Annotated in this window: 12 protein-coding genes, 1 tRNA gene, 1 pseudogene and 1 CRISPR repeat array; of the genes and pseudogenes, 8 read left to right on the top strand and 6 right to left on the bottom strand. The window is 68.7% G+C overall.

Features of this window, described 5'->3' with window-relative positions; all coding sequences use genetic code 11:
* The 3 genes from casA to ACW9TB_RS38990 form a co-directional block, all read right to left on the bottom strand.
* Positions 1 to 1,705 (bottom strand): type I-E CRISPR-associated protein Cse1/CasA (gene casA, locus ACW9TB_RS38980; protein WP_472753148.1); only part of this gene is annotated, 1,705 nt, incomplete at its 3' end.
* A complete protein-coding gene (gene cas3, locus ACW9TB_RS38985; protein WP_472753149.1) occupies positions 1,695 to 4,646 on the bottom strand; it encodes a CRISPR-associated helicase Cas3' in 2,952 nt (983 codons plus the stop codon). The genes cas3 and casA, both read right to left, overlap by 11 nt.
* Positions 4,647 to 4,982: 336 nt before the next feature.
* A CRISPR array of direct repeats spans positions 4,983 to 7,097; the repeat unit is 29 nt; unit sequence GTGCTCCCCGCGCCCGCAGGGATGGTCCC.
* A 298-nt stretch (positions 7,098 to 7,395) separates the two neighbouring features.
* The gene (locus tag ACW9TB_RS38990; protein ID WP_472753150.1) at positions 7,396 to 7,743 is read right to left on the bottom strand and encodes a GntR family transcriptional regulator; all 348 of its coding nucleotides are present in this window, start codon (positions 7,741 to 7,743) and stop codon (positions 7,396 to 7,398) included.
* Between the two features lie 699 nt (positions 7,744 to 8,442).
* Between ACW9TB_RS38990 and ACW9TB_RS38995 the strand changes: the two genes are divergently transcribed.
* The 4 genes and pseudogenes from ACW9TB_RS38995 to ACW9TB_RS39010 form a co-directional block, all read left to right on the top strand.
* On the top strand, positions 8,443 to 8,841 hold the full coding sequence (locus tag ACW9TB_RS38995) for a hypothetical protein (protein ID WP_472753151.1): 399 nt from the start codon (positions 8,443 to 8,445) through the stop codon (positions 8,839 to 8,841).
* Entirely contained in the window at positions 8,842 to 9,717 is an 876-nt protein-coding gene (locus ACW9TB_RS39000) for a hypothetical protein (RefSeq protein ID WP_472753152.1), read from the top strand.
* A 223-nt stretch (positions 9,718 to 9,940) separates the two neighbouring features.
* A complete protein-coding gene (locus ACW9TB_RS39005; protein ID WP_472753153.1) occupies positions 9,941 to 10,093 on the top strand; it encodes a hypothetical protein in 153 nt (50 codons plus the stop codon).
* 5 nt (positions 10,094 to 10,098) lie between these two features.
* Positions 10,099 to 11,214: pseudogene (locus ACW9TB_RS39010) on the top strand (recombinase family protein); the annotation flags it as partial.
* A gap of 45 nt (positions 11,215 to 11,259) precedes the next feature.
* On the opposite strand, the gene ACW9TB_RS39015 reads toward ACW9TB_RS39010, so the two are convergent.
* The gene (locus ACW9TB_RS39015) at positions 11,260 to 11,691 is read right to left on the bottom strand and encodes a hypothetical protein (RefSeq protein WP_472753154.1); all 432 of its coding nucleotides are present in this window, start codon (positions 11,689 to 11,691) and stop codon (positions 11,260 to 11,262) included.
* A gap of 64 nt (positions 11,692 to 11,755) precedes the next feature.
* Positions 11,756 to 11,841 (bottom strand) — tRNA-Leu (locus ACW9TB_RS39020).
* Between the two features lie 166 nt (positions 11,842 to 12,007).
* On the opposite strand from ACW9TB_RS39020, the gene ACW9TB_RS39025 reads away from it, so the two are divergent.
* The 3 genes from ACW9TB_RS39025 to ACW9TB_RS39035 all read left to right on the top strand — a co-directional run bounded on the left by ACW9TB_RS39025 (position 12,008) and on the right by ACW9TB_RS39035 (position 16,694).
* Positions 12,008 to 13,315: a M20/M25/M40 family metallo-hydrolase gene (locus ACW9TB_RS39025; protein ID WP_472753155.1), complete on the top strand. Its 1,308-nt coding sequence runs from the start codon at positions 12,008 to 12,010 to the stop codon at positions 13,313 to 13,315.
* Positions 13,316 to 13,425: 110 nt separating this feature from the next.
* Complete coding sequence (locus ACW9TB_RS39030; RefSeq protein ID WP_472753156.1) at positions 13,426 to 14,046, top strand: hypothetical protein; 621 nt, start codon at positions 13,426 to 13,428, stop codon at positions 14,044 to 14,046.
* Between the two features lie 239 nt (positions 14,047 to 14,285).
* Positions 14,286 to 16,694, top strand: a complete 2,409-nt coding sequence (locus tag ACW9TB_RS39035; RefSeq protein ID WP_472753157.1) for a chaplin family protein — start codon at positions 14,286 to 14,288, stop codon at positions 16,692 to 16,694.
* A 195-nt stretch (positions 16,695 to 16,889) separates the two neighbouring features.
* Here ACW9TB_RS39035 and ACW9TB_RS39040 read toward each other — a convergent pair whose 3' ends face one another.
* Entirely contained in the window at positions 16,890 to 17,306 is a 417-nt protein-coding gene (locus ACW9TB_RS39040) for a DUF5703 family protein (protein WP_443075483.1), read from the bottom strand.
* Between ACW9TB_RS39040 and topA the strand changes: the two genes are divergently transcribed.
* Entirely contained in the window at positions 17,233 to 19,887 is a 2,655-nt protein-coding gene (topA, locus tag ACW9TB_RS39045; RefSeq protein ID WP_472753158.1) for a type I DNA topoisomerase, read from the top strand. The two genes, ACW9TB_RS39040 and topA, sit on opposite strands and share 74 nt — an antisense overlap.
* Positions 19,888 to 20,156 lie beyond the last annotated feature (269 nt).

Genomic DNA, 20,156 nt, shown 5'->3' on the forward strand with positions numbered 1-20,156 from the left:
TGTGTGCCTGCGCGTTCTGTCGGTCGCCGTCATGTTCGCCAGAGCTGGGCTCGGCACCATCGGGGGTGGGGGTGATTGCGGGTAGTGCTGTGCGGAGCCGGGCGTGAAATACCCGGTCGGCGTGGGAGGCGGTCAACCAGAGCTCCTGACCTTTCTTCGTGGTGACGATGCGCCCGTCCCAGGCGGCATCTCCTGCGGAGCGCACCAGCTGGCGCCCCAGCTGGGCGGTGAGGCGGTGCGCTTGGTGTTGCCAGTGGGATCTGCGCTGTGCGGGGTCCTGGCCGGGGCGCAGGCCGGCGAGCCAGTCGCGAAAGGGCCCGTCCAGGGTGGCGAATCCCAGCTCGCGTGCCGCACTTCGTGGCGGGTCGGGTTCGGCGCCGGCGGCCCGGGCCAGATCGGTGGCCAAATCGCCGAGCACGTTCACCGCTGCTTCGGCATCGGCGACCGCGTCGATCGCGGCTTGGCCGAGCCCGCTGTCGCGCTCGTGCAAGAGCACCACCGGCATCGCGACGGCGTCGTCGATCACCTCGTCGATGACGGACTGCTGGGTGCCGTAGATCGCGCCGAACAGCCGCGCCCGGATCAGAAAATCCGCGGGCAGGTCACCTTCGACGGTGAGGCGGGCGACCCAGTCCAGAATGCGTGGCCGAACGATGGCCGCGGCCTCGGCGCGTTGTTCGGCGCCGTGCGTGCGGCCGGCGACCAGCGCGCCGAGCCCCCGCCACGCGCTGCGGCTCACATCGTGTTCGCGCGGCAGATACACCTGCGCCAGGCCGAGTTTCTTCTCCTGAAAAGCGCTGCGTCGCCAGCCGGTCATCGGTTCGCGCTGATGCTTGTTGTGCGCGGCCAGCGGGTCGCCGTAGGCCAGGACCACCCCGTGCACGCCGTCGTCGTCGAAGGCCAGCCGCACTCGCCGCGACTGCCAGGTATACAGGTCACGGATCCCGGCCGGGCGCCTGCTCAGCTCCACCACGTCGGTTTGCGCCGCACCGGGCGGCGGGCGGCGCCAGGCGGGCACATCGCCGGGGTCGATGCGCAAGGTGTCGGTGTCGAAGGCGATCAGGTTCAACAGCAACGTCTCGCGCAGATTCCCCCCCTCCACCAGCACCCCGCCCAGCGCGCCGGCCCAGGCGACCCCTTGGGGGTAGACCTTGCCGCCCTTGACCCGCAGGTCGCCGACCGCGCCGGTTTTGATGCCGGAGGTGTCAAAAGCGTGGGCGTGCACCACCCAGCGGGCGGCCTCGGCGAAGCCCAGCCGCCGCACGCCGCGGGCCCGCATGGTGAAGAACGGCGCCCCGTTGGGCACATCGGCCACCAGGCGATCCAGCGAGCTGACCTCACCGCTGACGCTGCGCAGGCCCGCGGTCTGGAAGAAGGGCTGGTGCGGGTGCAGCAGGTCCAGGCGGTCGCGGTGACGCTCCAGGTAGTCGCTGATGCAGGCAACAGGCAGTCCCTCATCCCACAGCTGCTGCCACTGCTCCAAATCATCAGGGCCGTCGATCGCGTCGTGCACGATCGCCAATAGCAGCCGCAACAGCGCGAACTCCTGAGTGCACACATCCCCCACCAGCCGCCGCACATCCTCGGCCTGGGTGAATATCTGCTGCAGTGACAACTCGTCCTGGCTGCCGTCGTGGCGCTGCACCATCAGCCACGGGGCGCGGGTCAAATCAAACGACGCAGGAGCGGTGGGTTCAGTGGGCACGGCTCACCTTCAGACCATCGGTGGGGGTGTAGTGCAGGTCATAGCCCGCCAGGCGGGCCCGGCCCTGCTCATCGAGCATCAAGATCAGCTCCCCGGACAGCCACGGGCTGTCGGGGCTCTGCCAGGCCGGCACGCAATCGGCCTCCAGCTCCGCGATCGCCCGATCCACGCTCTGGGGGGTGGAGAAGTGGTAGGGCAGCCGCAGCCCGCACGAGGCCACGATGCGCGCCAGCTGCGGGTCGGGGGCGACCTCGGTGGGCAACTCCAGCCCGCCCCGGCCCGGCCCCAGCCACGGCAGCGTAATCAACGTTCCGTTGGGGCGGCGTTGCACGACCAGCACCTCCAACGACTCGGCGCCGTCGCGGACCTGGGCCCGGCCGGTGCGGGTATCATCGGCGTCGCCGACCCCGGCGTCGATCCAGCCGATCAGCGCCCGGCCGGCCCGGCCGACCTCGTTGATCTGAAAACCGCGGGCCTTGTCCTGCTGTTGTGCGTGGTGCAGGTCCTGCTCGCCGCGCGCGCGATCCATCTCCTCCTGCCAAGAAGGCGGGCCGATCGGGTCGGGCCCGTAGGCTTTTTGAACGAGCGGGCTGATGTCGCGCGGCAGGCACACCACATCCCCCGAGGTGGCGGTCCCCGACAGGTAGGGCTCCAACACCGCCGCCGAGCGCAGCAACGCGTGCCTGCGGTAGATCCGCTGCGAACCCCTCACCGCCTCAACCGGAACCACATCCCAATCCGCGCCGGTCACCACACAGCGCGCCGCCCGCAGCCGTTCGGGCCGCTCGGCTTGGTCTTCGCCGCGCTGATGGCGGTGCAGGCGCCCGATGCGCTGCAACAGAAGATCAACAGGACACAAGTCCGAGACCAGCAGGTCGAAGTCGATGTCCAACGACTGCTCGGCGACCTGGCTGGCCACCACGATGTGCACCCCGGTGGGCCGATGGCCGGCACGTGTGCCCGGCGGGCCGAACCGGGCCAGCAGATCAGCGTCCTTGCCGGCCCGATCCACATCGACGAACCGGGCGTGCGCCACGGTGACCTGGTCGGCGCCGAACCGCTCGCGCAGGTAGGCGGCGGCCTCCAGGACCCGGTCGACGGTGTTGCGCACCACCAGCACGCAACCGCCACCGACCAGGTCCTCCTCCAAGCGCTCACCCAGGGCGGCCAGGTCATCGCTCAACCGCTCAAGACGCACCCGCGTGCTGCGGCCAGACGCCGCAACGTCCCACGTCGTGGCTGGCCCGCCCGGCTCGACCATCGTCAGCAGCGGATAGTGATCGGCTTGCGCCACCTCCACAAAAGCGGCCTCACCTGAGGGGTCTTGTGCTGCTGTTCCGGCGTAGGCCGCGGCGAGCTCACGCCGGCGCCCGGCCGGCAGCGTCGCCGACAACACCACCACCGCCACCCGGTAGGCGCCCAGCCACGCCAGCACCCGATCCAGGTAGGAATTCATGTAGGTGTCATAAGCGTGTGCCTCGTCGATCACGACGACCTTGCCCGCCAGCGCCAGGTGCCGCAACGCCAGGTGACGGCTTTTCAGCCCCATGAACAGCAGCTGATCGATCGTCCCCACCACAAACGAGGCCAGCATCGCCTTCTTGCGGCCCCGCAACCACTGATGCGCGACCAACTCGGCAGAAGAGCGGCGCTCACCAGAGCGCGGCCGATCCCCCTGGCCGCCGTCCATCTCCACCCCGCGCACTACCCGCCGACCGCGGCGCACCAGGTCGGCGTACTCCTCGTTCAACGCCGCCTTGGAATGCGCCAGCACCACCGAACGCTGCCCACCCCCACCCCCACCCTCGCGTTCGGGTTCGGGGTGGTCATCGGGCAGGCGACGCAGCCAGTCCAACAACCGGGGGAACATCGCGTTTCCCGTCGCCATGGTGGGCAGCGCCACCAAGCAGCCGCCCGCTCCGCTGCGCGCCGCGAAGATCTCGGCGACCGCCAGCGCGGCCTCGGTCTTGCCCTCCCCCATCGGCGCCTCGATCACCATCAATCCCGGCGAAGACATCGCCCGCGCTGCCTGCACCGCACGTTCTTGCACCGGGCGGATACGCGCTTTTGGCGGCAGCCGAAACCGGGAGGAGAACAACTCGGCCGCCCCCCCGGCGGGGAGTGGGGCTCGCCACGGCGCCGGCAGGTCCAGACCCCGCCACGCCGCCTCCACCCGCTGCCTGCCGCTCTGCTTGCTCCCGTCGGGGAAGTAGGGGAACAGGTCGGGATTGCTGGCGATCCAGTCGGCGACGATGACCAGCCCGCTCAGCGCCACCTGCACCGGCTGCGGCAGTTTGACCTGCCCCCACCCAGCCAGATGATCTGCGACTTCGCACACCTGCGCGCAACGATCAAGGAACTCGTACTGCACCTCTCGCCACCGCGACGCACACCCCGGGCTGCGCAGCAGCTCAGGATGGAGATTCACCTCGCGGATATCGGCGTGCGTCGGCGCCACCCCATGGTGAGCGCCGATGATGAGGGTGAACGGCAAGGTGGCCGACCGCGCCCACCCGTAGCGGGTGATCAACCACTCCTGCGCCAGCATCTGCCCGGCCAGCCCGTGCCGGGCCAGCCGGCGATCCGGCATCTGCTCCACAGCCGCCATGTCCAGCCCGGCCGCCCGCATCACTTGCGCGAGCGACTCCACCTGGCAGGCGAACGCCGGGGTGGCCTTGCCGACATCGTGAGTGGCCGCCAGCCACACCACCAGCCGCCGCGCCTCCACCTCACCCCCAGCAAGCGCCTCGGCGATCAGCCGCCGCACCTGCAGGGGAACCCAGCGATCCCACAACAGCCCGGCCACCGCGCCGCTGTCGGCCAGATGCCGCCACAACGGCAACCACCCATCACCATCACGGTCATGCTTGGCCCAGACCGTACGCGCCGCATCCGAAAGCCCGTCAACGAAACGGTCAATCAACGGCTCCTCATTGAGCATGCGGCCATTTAAGCCACCATCACCGACAAAAATTCACGAACCCCAAATCCCCGACACCTTAAGCACCAAAAGAGCGAAATACTAACATTCATTCAAAGAATCCCTTTAATGACAGAGAGTCCAAAACATCGGCCCTCTGAGGCTCTGACCGGCTGAGAGGCTACGCTTGCCCAACGCGCAACCCCGGAAGGCGCGGCCCGTTCGCAAGACACTGGCCGTCTCCTCGTTGAGATACTTGATAACTCGATCAAAAAACCGGAAATGTGCAGAATGTCGCATTCTTTGAAAGTGCTCGAAATCCACGCCCGCCGCCGATAACCCTCCAGGTCAACGAGTGTGCTCCCCGCGCCCGCAGGGATGGTCCACCATGCCGGTCACCTCGACGTCGTAGCCGGTCGTGCTCCCCGCGCCCGCAGGGATGGTCCCCATGAGGCCCCCCCCTCGTCGGTGCGGCTCTTGTGCTCCCCGCGCCCGCAGGGATGGTCCCTCCTCGCCCAGGTCTCGCGCGAGGCCGCGGCCGTGCTCCCCGCGCCCGCAGGGATGGTCCGTCGTCTTTTCTTTCACCCATTCCCAGCCTGCGGTGCTCCCCGCGCCCGCAGGGATGGTCCCGCGATGCTGACCTACTCCAGCAGCGACCCGCAGTGCTCCCCGCGCCCGCAGGGATGGTCCCTCGTCTTTGGACAGAAGTGACACGTAGATCTCGTGCTCCCCGCGCCCGCAGGGATGGTCCCGTCACTAAGCCCAGCGGAACCGCCGCCGGTGAGTGCTCCCCGCGCCCGCAGGGATGGTCCCGGGACGACGAGTTCCCTCACGCAGTCGCCGGAGTGCTCCCCGCGCCCGCAGGGATGGTCCCGGGGCCCTGCGGATCCCCGGGGAATGAAGTATGTGCTCCCCGCGCCCGCAGGGATGGTCCCCGTCACGATCGCGGACGCGACCCCCATCACCTGTGCTCCCCGCGCCCGCAGGGATGGTCCCCCAGGGAAACCCTCCATGGCGTCGAAGCTGTTGTGCTCCCCGCGCCCGCAGGGATGGTCCTGGCTACATCTCACGACGGACAATCACGCCCAAGTGCTCCCCGCGCCCGCAGGGATGGTCCCTCCTACCAGCTGGCGTGGCCGGTGGAGGACTGGTGCTCCCCGCGCCCGCAGGGATGGTCCCGCACTCGGCGGTCATCGCTCACCACCGCCCGCGTGCTCCCCGCGCCCGCAGGGATGGTCCCTGGTCGGCGGGTTCGTCGATGTCGAAGCCGAGGTGCTCCCCGCGCCCGCAGGGATGGTCCCCTGGAGCGAAATATGAGCAACGAATCCCCCCTGTGCTCCCCGCGCCCGCAGGGATGGTCCCGCTGCAGCGGTGACCATGGTCTTCGGCGGGCTGTGCTCCCCGCGCCCGCAGGGATGGTCCCCAGACCTGCACGCCGATGATCTTCTCTTCACCGTGCTCCCCGCGCCCGCAGGGATGGTCCCGGCTACGGCGGGCCATGGATCAAGCGGTCGAGTATGGCGGCAGTGCTCCCCGCGCCCGCAGGGATGGTCCCCACGGACTTGGGTCTGACCTTGTCGGGGGTGGGTGCTCCCCGCGCCCGCAGGGATGGTCCCTGGTACGCCGTCCTGGTACTCGTCGGCGAGGGGTGCTCCCCGCGCCCGCAGGGATGGTCCCTGAGGGACGAAATCACCTCAGGCCGTCTCCTCGTGCTCCCCGCGCCCGCAGGGATGGTCCCCCCCTACGCCTCGTGTCGCTCTCACGAGGTCGGTGCTCCCCGCGCCCGCAGGGATGGTCCGGACTGATTCTGCTGATCTTCCTGGCGTTCCTGGTGCTCCCCGCGCCCGCAGGGATGGTCCGCACCCCCAGTCCCTCTGGGGGGACCACGCCGGGTGCTCCCCGCGCCCGCAGGGATGGTCCCATCGCCGTCACCCTCCATGACCGGGTGGGCGAGTGCTCCCCGCGCCCGCAGGGATGATCCCGAACTCGGACTTCTTCGCCTACCGGAATCCGGGTGCTCCCCGCGCCCGCAGGGATGGTCCCTCGAACGCGTACATCGGAGTCGGCGACAGCTCGTGCTCCCCGCGCCCGTAGGGATGGTCCCGAGACGTCGTTCCAGATGCAGCAGCTGCTCACGTGCTCCCCGCGCCCGCAGGGATGGTCCCTGGTCGTGACCACCCAGTTCGGCTCCACTTCCGTGCTCCCCGCGCCCGCGGGGATGGTCCCAACTACACGGTCCGGCGCAACGGCGTCCAGGTGTGCTCCCCGCGCCCGCGGGGATGGTCCCAGAACGGGAACAGCCCCGACCGACCGGGAACACGTGCTCCCCGCGCCCGCGGGGGTGGTCCCACCTGTGACTCGCCGACACCGAGTGCGGAGGCGTGCTTCCCGCGCCCGCGAGAATGGTCCCAGGTCCGTGCACGTGATGTTGACCAGGCTGAGGGTGCTCCCCGCGCCTGCGGGGATGGCCCCGGAACAGAATCCATGTTCTGTCCTATGTGCCCGCCGCCGTTGCCCCTTTCCGGCTTACTTGGTCTGCCCCTCACTGCCTTTCGCGAGCTCTGGGAGAAGACGCAACCCAGCCGGAACCGTCAGAAACGATCTTATTCAACGGCGGGCGAGAATCGCGGCCGCCCGAGTCTTCCTCGCAGGCCGATTCGGCTGCTGCCAGGAAGAGCCCGGAGCTCCGAGAGGGAGAAATCTCGAAGGTGCGTGGCATTGCACGCGCAACATTCTGAAGGATGGAGCTCGAAAGGGCGCGTGGAGAGGGTCAGCGGCCTTCGAGGTCTTTCACGCGAGACTCCAGACCTTCTATGCGTTCGGCTAGCCGGCGCACCTCGGTCATCACCTGCTGAAGTTCGGAGGACGGCTCATTCTGGTCAGGAGTTTTGACCACGTATGTGCCGCGCGTCGATTGCGTGCTGATCAGGCCGTCGTGCGCGAGTTCGTCCAAGGCTCGGCGGACCGTCTCGACGGCCACGCCGTAGCGCTGGGCCAACTGACGCCGCGCCGGAAGCCGCTCGCCGAGCTTGAGTCGACCTGCCGCCACCTCTTGACGCAGGTCGTCTGCAATCTGCAGGTAGGCAGGCTGGGGATCGCTGAAATCAGGCACGGACACAACACCAAGGCTAAGCCCTTCAGCTGTACTAGGAAAGCATGGTTGAGCTAACCCTAAATTGAACTAGTACAGTAGCGTCTACCTAGACCAATCTGATCGCCAGGCAAGGAGGAAAGGTAAGAGCGATCGCCATGGGCTGATGGCTCCGGCCTGGTGTGATGTCGGCCGTGCTTTGGATCACTAGCCGGATGGATATGCGCGCATGGCAAGCCAGCGGTGCGGTGTGAAGGTGATGAGAACGGCAGGGGGATCACGAGGCGCTGAAGCGCGAAGCGAATCTTCCGACTCTTTTGAGTCAAGTCCAGCAAAGCGATTTGTGTCATCATGGTAGATACGCCTGCTACGTACGTGATTCCTGGAACACGAGGGGGTGAGACGTCTGGGGGAGCACCGGCAGATGAGAAGCCAACAACTGCGCATGTCGGCGTAACTGAACAGCTCCTCGCCAAATCATGAAGTTGGCCCTCTGCAAGTCCACCACAGGAGGACCCAGCGCCTGCATCGCTTGCCGGCCAGCTGGCGCCGGGCCTCCCATCAGACCCACTCGAAGGGAGTAGGTCATGTTCAGCATCCCATCGATCGCGAGCACGGACACCCTAGGGGTGCCTCAATGGCTCATGCGTTGGCTGCTGACTCTCGTCACCACTCTGACGGGACGCGGGCATCTTGACAAGATCTCAGCGATCGGAGTCAATGTCGATGGCTGAGACCGTCTGGCTGTCGTCAGATGGCCCCCATGGTGACGACTACACCAGCGAGGTCGCCGCAGCCGTATCCGAGGCTGTCCGCGTCCTCAACCACGCCACGCTCTCCCATGTCGGCGTCACCTATCCGTCCACCGTGTACGACGTCCTTGGCCGTATCAGCAGTTCGACAGCTGGGCTTGACCAACTGCTGGGGCAACTCGGCGAGGCGTTGCGGCGCATGCAGGCATCCGGACAACTGGGTGACGACCATGGCGACCCCGACGAGCTTCTTGACAAGGCCTTGTCAGAACTTACGGCGGCCCGGAAGACGGCACGTGACCTCGCGCTCCGAATCGACCGTGCCTTCAACACCACGGCCGGTCTGCATCTGACGGACAGAGGCAGGCACTAGATGAAACGGGAAGGGCTGTACTTCGACGACCGATTCCCGACTCGGAGGCAGATAGCAGGCCTGTCGGACGCCGCATTCCGTATACATTTCACAGCGATCTTCTGGTGTGCCCACAACCTGACCGACGGTGCGGTACTCCAGGAAGACCTGATCGACGTGTGTCCGCGAGTGCGAAAGCCGATGCGCTTCATCACCGAACTCGTGTCCCGGGGTACCTGGCATCCGCCTGGCGAAGAGTGTCCCTCCGATCTTTGCCCGGCGCCTGTGGCGAAGGGGTGGGTGATCCATGACTTCTTCGCATTCGTGCCCGCTAAGGAGCGGGTGGAGAAAGAACGGAAGGCCAACGCCGAGCGGCAGAAGAGGTGGCGAGACAGGCATCGCAACCGGACCGAGCCACACGCCGTCGACGGTGGCGTTGGTAACGCCAAACGTAACGCGTTACTAACGCCACCCAGTTCCGTCCAGTCCCCGAAGGGGACTAGGACGGAAGAAGATGAAGACAATCAGTCGTCTTCTCGTCGTAACGCGCGTGCCTGGGCGAACGACGACGACTCCATCGATCGCGGTATCGTCCAGCTCCTGGCTGAGTTGACCGGCCGCGAGATCCGCCTCCTCGACGCGGCCGCGATCCGCCACACGATCCTCGATGGCCGGCCCGTCAAGTACCGCAGTCGCTACGTGGCCACGGCAATCGAGAAAGACCCCGACAAGTTCCTGCCTGCGATCGAGGGCGTCGAGCCCAGTCCGTCGCTGAGGATCACCCCGGATTGGTGCGGTTACTGCGACGAGCGCACCCGGCAGATGGAACTTCGCGACAACACTGTGGCGCGCTGCCCGGCGTGCCACCCACTTGCAGCTGAGAGACCTGCGTCATGACCAGACGCAAAGCACTGTCTTGCTTGAGAAAGCACCGCAGGCAACCTGCGCTTTCGACGTCACGGAAACATCCGACCCACCGCCCTGCCGAGGTGCCAGCCGCAACGTGCGGATCTACGCCAGGGTACGGCGGCAAAACGGCCCCGGCTCCAGTACCGCCAAGCACGTCGCCGGGGCCGTACCCCTACCCGCCAGCAACGAACGCATAGGAGCGCCTCTCATCATGACCACATCCACCACTCGTAAACAGCGGACTCCGCACATCGTCTTACCCAGTGGACCGCCCCGCCTGACGCCCGGCGCCGCCACGGAACTGCTCGCCATCCTGCTGGAGGCTCACCAAACCATGCTCGTCAACCGCCCCAACGTCGCATAGGACCCATGAACACCATCCGCTTCGCCTTCTACGGCCGGGTCTCCACCGAGGACAAGCAGGATCCCCAGTCCTCACGAGGCTGGCAGATCACCCGCTCCCGCGCGCTCATCGAGTCGCGCGGGGGCGTGATCGTCACCGAGTTCTTCGACGTCGACAAGTCCCGCTCGATCCCCTGGCAGCGCCGCCCGCACGCGGCGGCGCTGCTCGCCGAATTACGCAACCCCGACCGCGGCTTTGACGCGGTGGTGATCGGCGAGCCGCAACGAGCCTTCTACGGCAACCAGTACGGCCTGACCTTTCCCGTCTTCGAGCACTTCAGGGTTCCGCTCTGGGTGCCCGAGGTGGGCGGCCCCATCGACCCGAACAACGAGGCCCATGACCTGGTCATGAGCGTGTTCGGCGGTATGAGCAAGGGCGAGCGCAATCGCATCAAGATCCGTGTGCGCAGCGCCATGTCAGCCCAAGCCCAGATGGAAGGCCGCTTTCTGGGAGGTCGGCCGCCTTACGGCTACCGGCTGGCCGACGCGGGCCCGCACCCCAACCCGGCCAAGGCGGCCGACGGCAAGAGTGCTCACCGGCTGGAGCTTGATCCCGTCGCCGCGCCCGTGGTGGAAGAGATCTTCGCGGTCTTCCTCGACGGCTACGGCCTGTTCGCCATTGCCGAGAGACTGACCCGCAACGGGAATCCCAGCCCATCAGCTCACGATCCGGGCCGGAACCGTCACCGCTCCGGCATCGCCTGGTCCAAGAGCGCGGTGCGCGCCATCTTGACCAATCCTCGCTACACCGGCCACCAGGTGTGGAACCGCCAGCGTAAGGACGAGGTCCTCATCGATGTGGACGACGTCGGCCTGGGCCACACCACGAAGCTCAGGTGGAACTCCAAGCAGGACTGGGTCTGGTCGAAGACAGTCGTTCACCCGCCGATCGTGTCCACGGAGGACTTCGACGCCGTGCAGATGACGCTGACGGGGCGAGGCGATCGTCACACCGACAAGACCCGCAAGCGCACCCCCAAGCCGTACCAGCTCCGGGGGCTGCTGTACTGCGGTGTCTGCGACCGCAGAATGCAGGGCCAATGGGTCAACGACGCGGCCTACTACCGCTGCCGCTTCCCCGAGGAGTACGCCCTGGCCAACCACCTCATGCATCCCCGCAACGTCTACCTACGAGAGGACCGCGTGGTCCCGCGACTGGACCGCTGGCTCGGCCGGCTGTTCGCGCCCCACAACGTTGACCAGACTCTCGACGTCCTGGCGGCCGCACAGGACGTGACACCGCCCGAGGCCCAAGCACTCGCTGTGGTACACCGCCAGATCACCGAGTGTGACCGCAAGCTCGCCCAGCATCGGGCTGCCCTTGAGGCGGGCGCCGACCCGGCGCTCGTCGCCGGATGGATCCAGGAAGAGCTTGTCCGCAAGGCTGCGGCCGAGCAACGCCTCGGCCGCGCGCACGTACTGCCTCAGAGGCGGCTGGGGCGTGATGAGCTGGCGGAGATCACGCACAGGCTTGGAGACATGGTGCGAGTTCTCTCGAATGCCGACCCGATCCGGAAGGCCAAGATCTACACGAACATCGGACTGCGGCTGGTCTACCACCCGTCAAAACAGAAAGTCCTGGTCGCGTCTGCACGTGACCAGGACCCCATAGGCCACCGGTTTGTGTCCGAGGGGGGACTTGAACCCCCATGCCCCGCAAAGGGCACTAGCACCTCAAGCTAGCGCGTCTGCCTATTCCGCCACCCGGACGTGGTGCCTGCACGCGGGACCGTCATCCCGCGTCGGCGGACTTAGGTTAGCAAACTCTTGAGCTGGCGTCATATCGGTAAGAGGGCGGGTGCGGGCGGGGTGCCGGGAAGGGGGGTACGGCGGCAGGATGGGAGGTGGAAGCCGTACCGAACCCCAAGGAGTCCACATGACGGCGATCAACGCTGAGGACGAGGTCGTCGGGCTGTGCCGCGACCTGATCCGGATCGACTCGACCAACGCGGGCGACAATTCGGGGCCCGGTGAGCGGGCCGCCGCCGAATACGTGGCCGAGAAGCTCTCCGAGGTCGGGCTGGAGCCGAAGATCCTGGAGTCGGACAGCCGCAGGGCCAACGTGATCGCCCGCATCGCGGGGGAAGACCCCTCCCGTGACGCCCTGCTGCTCCACGGGCACCTGGACGTCGTCCCCTTCAACGCCGCCGACTGGACCCAGCATCCCCTCAGCGGCGAGATCGCCGACGGCTGCGTCTGGGGGCGCGGCGCGGTCGACATGAAGAACATGGACGCGATGATCCTCGCGGTCGTACGGCAGCGGCTCGGCGAGGGGCGCAGGCCGCCGAGGGACGTGGTGCTGGCGTTCACCGCCGACGAGGAGGCGGGGGGCAATTACGGCGCGCAGTGGCTGGCCGAGGAGCACAAGGACCTGTTCGACGGGTGCTCCGAGGCGATCGGCGAGGTGGGCGGGTTCAGCGTCTCCATCGACGAGGCGCGCAGGCTCTATCTGATCGAGGCCGCCGAGAAGGGCATCGCCTGGATGCGCCTGACCGCCACGGGCAGGGCCGGGCACGGTTCGATGCTCAACGCCGAGAACGCCGTCACCGAGCTGGCCGAGGCGGTGGGCCGCATCGGGCGGTACGAGTGGCCGGTCCGGATGACGCGGACGGTCAGGACGTTCCTGGAGGAGACCTCCAGGGCCCTGGAGCTGGAACTCGACCTGGACGACGCCGAGAAGACCGTCGCCAAACTGGGGCCGCTCGCCCGGATGATCGGTGCCACGCTGCGCAACACCGCCAACCCCACGATGCTGGAGGCCGGTTACAAGGCCAACGTGATCCCCCAGGCCGCGACCGCGCACGTGGACGGCCGCTTCCTGCCGGGGTACGAGGACGAGTTCTTCGAGACGCTCGACGGGCTGCTCGGCCCCAACGTGACCAGGGAGTTCGTCTACCACGACATCGCCATCGAGACCGGCTTCGACGGGCCGCTGGTGCGCGCGATGGCCGACGCCCTCCTCGCCGAGGACCCGGGCGCGCTGGCCGTGCCGTACACGCTCTCGGGGGGTACGGACCTCAAGGCGTTCAGCAGGTTGGGCATCCGGGGATTCGGGTTCGCGCCGCTGAGACTGCCCGCGGACCTGGACTTCTCCGGGATGTTCCATGGCATCGACGAGAGGGTTCCGGTGGATTCGCTCCAGTTCGGAGTCCGGGTCCTTGACCGTTTCCTGGACGGCTGCTGAGCCGTTCCCGGGAAATCCGTTGCGTTGACTCAATGTGGTGCTAGCGTAACTCTCCGTTGAGGGATGGCTCGTGTCCAAGCGGGCCCGTCCAGGAGCTTTGGGGAGGTCACGTGGCACGTGTGCCGCACGGGCAGTGGAGGGCGTTCTCGCCCGCTGTTCGACGCGCGCTCGTGGCCCTTCCCGTCGACGACACGATCCCCGGCCGGGCTGACCGGATGGCGCGGTTCGCGGCCGGCACTCGGCGGGGCGTCAGGCGAGCCCTCGCTATCGGCGGTCTCCTGGCCGCCGCATGGCTGCTCGCGGTCGTCTTCGGACTCCTCGGCGCCGCTCCCGCGGTCGCGGACACCACCGCGACGACAGGGGAGGCGCGCTCCCAGATCCCTCACACAGCCGCTTCCGGATCGGCCCTCGGGGCCGATGTCTTCCCCACGGTCAGCGGCGGGCTGTCGGCGACGCACAACGCCGAAGCCATGGCGGGGCGAGGTGTGGACGGGCTCACCAGCCAGTCCAAGCCGGGGTTCCCGGCACCCGCCACCGTCGAACACGGCTCTGGCGCCAATGGATTCGTGCCCCAGAGCGGTGGTGGATCCGGCCTCCCCGGATCGGGTCCGGGGGATGTCGCGTGGTTCGCCTACGACCCGCGGCAAGTGACGCGGCGGGTCCCGCCGGCGTTCGTGCTTCCCCCTGTCGTCCGCACAGCGGCGGACGATCCTTCTTTCTCGCCTGACTGATCTCGTCTCACCGACCGGCCATCCCCTTTCGGGTGATCTGCCGGTCGCGGAGCCTGTCTTCATCCTCCGTCCCCAGGAGAGCCGCTCCGCCGGTGAGCGACCGGCAGGCCGAAGAAAAGGCAATTCCCATTCCTCGTGAGGCCAGGGGCCTCCGCTGTGCGGGCCTGTCCGGCCCTCGCATGGCTTCGCACGCCCTCACGAGGGTCAGGTCCCCCCCGAAACTGCTAGGAGCTTCAATCATGCGTACGTGGGTTACGGGCACGGCCCCCGCGGCACTGCTCGCACTGGGCGTCATGGCCATGGGCGGCGGTACGGCCTTCGCCGACACAGACGGCGACCATTCGATCGGCGGAGGCAACCAGGTCAACCTCCCGATCACCCTGCCGATCGACATCAGCGGCAACGCCGCCGGTGTGGCCGGGGAGTCGGCCGCCTCCTCGGAGGGCGGCGCCTCCGTCGAGAACGGCGGTGGCGACGCGGGCGCCGGTGGTAACACCACGTCCGGCCGGGGCTCCGTGCTGGGCGGCAACCAGGTCGTCGCCCCCATCACCGCGCCCGTCAACGCCTGCGGCAACGCGGTGTCGGTGTTCGGCCGCTCCGAGGCGGGCTGCCGGGGCGGTTCCTCGGTACGGAACCAGGGCGGAAGCGGCGGCGGAGCCGGTGGCAACCGTACGAACGGCGACCACAGCGTCGGCGGCGGTAACCAGGTGGTCGCGCCGATCACCGCGCCGATCAACGCCTGCGGCAACTCTTTCGCGATCTTCGGCGGGGCCGCCGCCGGTTGCCGGGGCGGTGCCTCGGTGAGCAACCAGGGTGGGGCCGGAGGCGGAGCGGGTGGCGGTGCCGGTGGCAACCGCACCTCCGGCCGGGGTTCCGTGCTGGGCGGTAACCAGGTGGTCGCGCCGATCACCGCGCCGATCAACATCTGCGGCAACTCGGTTGCCGTCGTCGGCGAGGCCTTCTCCGGGTGCGAGGGCGGTGCCGAGGTCATCGGCGGAGGGACGCCCGGTACGCCCGGCGGTCCCGGTGGTCCGGGGAACCCCGGCGGTCCCGGTACGCCTGGTGGTCCCGGCCACCCCGGCGGTCCCGGCGGTCCTGGTCACCCGGGTGGTCCCGGTCACCCGGGTGGTCCTGGGCACCCGGGAGGTCCGGGGTGGCCCGGTAAGCCCGGAGAGCACGAGGGACCCGGCCGGCCCGGTGGCCCCGGGAAGCACGGCACACCCGGTTACGGTGACCACGACGACCGTGGGAAGCGGGGGCCGCGTCCCGGTGGCGGCTGGGAGCACGGCACGCGTCCGGGTGGTCCCGGCTCGGGTGGTTCCGGCGATGGCTGGGAGCGCGGCCCCCGTCCCGGCGGGTCCGACCGGGGACCCGGTCGGCCGGGGAACGACACCGACGGGCGCTTCGGCGCCGGTAGCGGCAACCAGGTGGTCGCGCCGATCACCGCGCCCGCCGAGATCTGTGGCAGCGCCGTCGGCAACGGCCAGGCGGGTTGCCCCGGAGGAGTGTCGGTGCCGGCGGGCCGGGGCGGCGCGGGTGCCGGTGCCGGTGGCAACCGCACCTCGGGCCAGAACTCCGTGCTGGGTGGTAACCAGGTGGTCGCGCCGATCACCGCGCCGATCAACGTCTGCGGCAACGCGGTGGCCGTCCTGGGCGGCGCGTTCGCCGGTTGCCAGGGTGGTGCGTCCGTCGGGGGCGGCGGCACCGGCGGTGGCGCGGGTGGCAACACCACGTCCGGCCGGGGTTCCGTGCTGGGCGGTAACCAGGTGGTGGCGCCGATCACCGCGCCGGTCAACGTCTGTGGCAACGCGGTGGGCGTGCTCGGCCAGGCCGCGGCCGCGTGCAGAGGCGGCGCCTCGGTCTCGGGCGGTGCGGGCGCGGGAGCGGGTGCCGGTGGCAACCGCACCTCGGGCCAGAACTCCGTGCTGGGTGGTAACCAGGTGGTGGCGCCGATCACCGCGCCGGTCAACATCTGCGGCAACGCGGTGGCCGTCCTGGGTGACGCCGCCGCGGGCTGCCTCGGGGGCTCCCGCGTCGGCGGCCCGTCCGGGCGTCCGGGCGGCGGCCAGTGGGGCGGCCCCGGCGGTCACGGTGGCCAGTGGGGCGGCGGCCCTGGCGGTCACGGTGGCCCCGGTGGACACGGGAACGGTCACGGCGGTCACGGGAACGGTGGCTACGGCGACGGTCACGGCCACTGGGACTCCAAGCCCGGCCGGTACAAGACCAGCGGTCTGATGTCCGCCCTCCCCGCCGTCCCGGCTCTCGGCGGCGCGGCCGGACAGGCGTCCGCTCCCGGCCAGGCGTCGATGCCCTCGGCCCAGGGCGCGGCGGCGGACCGGTCCCGGTTCCCGGCCGCCGCGAGGCTGCCCGAGCTCCCCGCCGTGCCCGCCGTCCCCGCGAGCCCGGCGAGCGGCCGGGACGCGGAGGCCGCGGACGGCTCGCCGCTGGCTCCCGTCACCGGCCTGACCTCCTCGACCCCGGTCGGCGCTCTGCCGGTCGGTGACCTGGGCCTGATGAGCGCCGCCCAGCCCGTCGGCGTGACCGGGATGAACGTCGGTTCCCTGGTCACCCTGCTGATCGGCGCGGTGGCCGCGGCCGCCGCGACGGTCTTCGGCACCACCCGCCGAATCCGTTTCGGCAAGAAGTAAGCCGCGAAAAGTAAGACATTAGTAACCCATTGGACACGCTTTCCCGGCGCCACCGAGGAAGGCACCTAGACGCCTCGACGACGGCGAGACAGGGCCGCCGCGCCCCCGCGGCGCGGCGACCAATCGCCTGAAGAGGCACGGAAGCTTTGCCCGTTCCGGGGGCGCGGCCCGGAGCGGGCAAAGCCATGTCCGGAGTCACATCGTCCTGGTCACACGTATGATCTTCCGGCGCAGTCGGACGTCCCGGCGGCCGTCGGGATACAGTCGCAGGCGGTCGAGTTCCCAGTCGCCGTATTCTGCATGTTCGGTCAGTATCCGCCGGGCTGCGTCCCGGGATGTGCCACGCGGAAGGTGGAGAACCAAGTAGGAGTAGTCGAGCACAGCGATTAGTCTCCGAGGGTGAGCTGGGGGACGTCGACACTCATAGGGCTTTATTCTGCGTCCTTGCGGCTTCCCTTGGGAGTGTTCCCGGCTGAGACCGGGTAACCCGAGGGGAAGAAAACGGGGAACGAATGCGAACAGCGAGGTAGGAAGCAGCGTGCCAGCCAAGAACGGCAACGCCGGCGGAACCCGCCTGGTGATCGTCGAGTCGCCTTCCAAGGCGAAGACCATCGCCGGGTACCTCGGCCGCGGCTACGTCGTGGAGTCCAGCATCGGGCATATTCGCGATCTCCCCGAGAAGGCCGACGACATCCCGGAGAAGTACAAGGGGGAGTCCTGGGCACGCCTCGGTGTCAACGTGGATCACGAGTTCGAGCCGCTCTACGTCGTCAACCACGACAAGAAGGCGCAGGTGAGCAAGCTCAAGCAGCTGCTCAAGGACGCCGACGAGCTCTATCTCGCCACTGACGAGGACCGCGAGGGCGAGGCGATCGCCTGGCATCTTCGCGAGGTGCTCAATCCCAAGGTGCCGGTCCACCGCATGGTGTTCCACGAGATCACTCCCCGGGCGATCCAGGAGGCGGTGGCCAATCCCCGCACCCTGAACCTGAGGCTGGTCGACGCCCAGGAGACCAGGCGCATCCTCGACCGCCTCTACGGCTACGAGGTCAGCCCGGTCCTGTGGAAGAAGGTCAAGCCCCGCCTGTCCGCCGGGCGCGTGCAGTCCGTGGCCACCCGGCTGGTCGTGGAGCGCGAGCGCGAGCGCCTGGCGTTCACCAGCGCGAGTTACTGGGACCTGCAGGCGCTGCTCGACACCGGCCGCGACGAGGTCCCGCACGAGTTCACCGCCACGCTGACCGGCGTGGACGGTAAGCGCGTCGCCCAGGGGCGTGACTTCGCGAGCAACGGCACCCTCAAGAACGCCGACGTGCTCCACCTGGACGAGCAGGCCGCCCAGGCCCTGGCCGGGCGCCTGGCCGGGGTCTCGTACAAGGTCAAGTCCGTCGAGCGCAAGCCGTACACCCGCAAGCCGTACGCGCCGTTCAGGACGACCACGTTGCAGCAGGAGGCCAGCCGCAAGCTGGGCTTCTCCGCGAAGTCGACCATGCAGGTCGCCCAGCGCCTGTACGAGAACGGCTTCATCACCTACATGCGAACCGACAGCATCACGCTGTCGGAGACCGCCGTCGCGGCGGCCCGCAGCCAGGCCATCAAGCTGTACGGCGCGGCGTACGTGCCCGACAAGCCGCGCGTGTACGCGAGCAAGGTCAAGAACGCGCAGGAGGCGCACGAGGCGATCCGCCCCTCGGGCGAGGAGTTCCGCACGCCGGGCGAGACCGGGCTGAGCGGCGACATGTTCCGCCTGTACGAGCTGATCTGGCAGCGGACCGTGGCCTCCCAGATGAAGGACGCGGTCGGCGAGTCGGTCACCGTCAAGGTGGACGGCACGTCCAGCTCGGGCGAGCGGGTCGAGTTCACCGCCTCCGGCCGGACCATCACCTTCCACGGCTTCCTGAAGGCCTACGTCGAGGGCGCGGACGACCCGTCCACCGACCGTGACGACTCCGAGAAGCGCCTGCCGAACCTGACCGAGAACGACCCGCTCACCGCGTCCGCCCTCAACGTGCTGGCGCACGCGACCAAGCCGCCCGCGCGGTACACCGAGGCATCGCTGATCAAGGAGCTGGAGGACCGGGAGATCGGCCGCCCGTCGACGTACGCGTCGATCATCGGGACGATCCTGGACCGCGGCTACGTCTTCAAGAAGGGCACGGCCCTGGTGCCGTCCTTCCTGGCGTTCGCGGTGGTCAACCTGCTGGAGCAGCACTTCGGCAACCTCGTCGACTACGACTTCACCGCCGACATGGAGAAGGTCCTCGACGACATCGCCAACGACAGGGCGGAGCGGGTGCCGGAGCTGCGCCGGTTCTACTTCGGCGTGGACGGTGACGAGGGCCTGAAGGAGATGGTCACCGACCTCGGCGAGATCGACGCCAAGGAGATCAGCTCGTTCCCGATCAGGGGCACCGACATCATGATCCGGGTGGGCCGCTACGGCCCGTACCTGGACCGCGACGGCGCCCGGGTGAACGTGCCGGAGGACCTGGCTCCCGACGAGCTCACCGCCGAGAGGGCCGAGGAGCTGTTCTCCCGCCCGACGGGTGACCGGGAGCTGGGCAAGGACCCGGTGACCGGGCACGTGATCGTGGCCAAGGACGGCCGCTACGGCCCGTACGTGACCGAGATCCTTCCCGAGGAGGCGCCTCCGGCCGAGGGGGCCAAGAAGAAGACCAAGAAGGCCGACGCCGCCAAGCCACGCACCGGATCACTGCTCAAGTCGATGTCCCTGGACACCATCACCCTGGAAGACGCCCTGAAGCTCCTGTCGCTGCCCCGGGTTCTCGGGGTGATCGACGATCAGGAGGTCACCGCCCAGAACGGCAGGTTCGGGCCGTACGTCAAGAAGGGCACCGACTCGCGCTCGCTGGGGTCCGAGGAGGAGATGTTCACGGTCACCCTTGAGCGGGCGAAGGAGCTGTTCGCCCAGCCCAAGGCGAGAGGCAGGCAGGCCGCCGCGGCGCCGCCGCTGCGCGAGCTGGGCGAGGACCCCGTCTCCAAGAAGCCGATCGTGGTGAAGGAGGGGCGGTTCGGGCCGTACGTCACCGACGGCGAGACCAACGCCTCCCTGCGCAAGGGCGACGAGGTCGAGCAGATCACCACCGAGCGCGCCGCCGAGCTCCTCGCCGACCGCCGCGCCCGCGGCCCGGCGCCCAAGCGCCCCCGCACCACCCGGGCCAAGGCGAAGGCCTGACGCCCTGTTGTCGGGGTTCCGGGAACGGGGCGACGCTCCGTTCCCGGGATTTTGGGAACGCTGGGCGGGGTGAAGGTCTGACTCCCTGTTTCCGAGGTTCCGGGAACGGGGTGAGGTGAGGCTTGGCGCCTTTTTTCCGAGGGGCTGGGGACGGGGTGGTGTGAGGCCTGACGCTCTGTTTCCGAGGGGCTGGGGACGGGGTGGTGTGAGGCCTGACGCTCTGTTTCCGAGGGGCTGGGGACGGGGTGGTGTGAGGCCTGACGCTCTGT

The organism is Streptosporangium sp. H13245 (assembly GCF_055690525.1).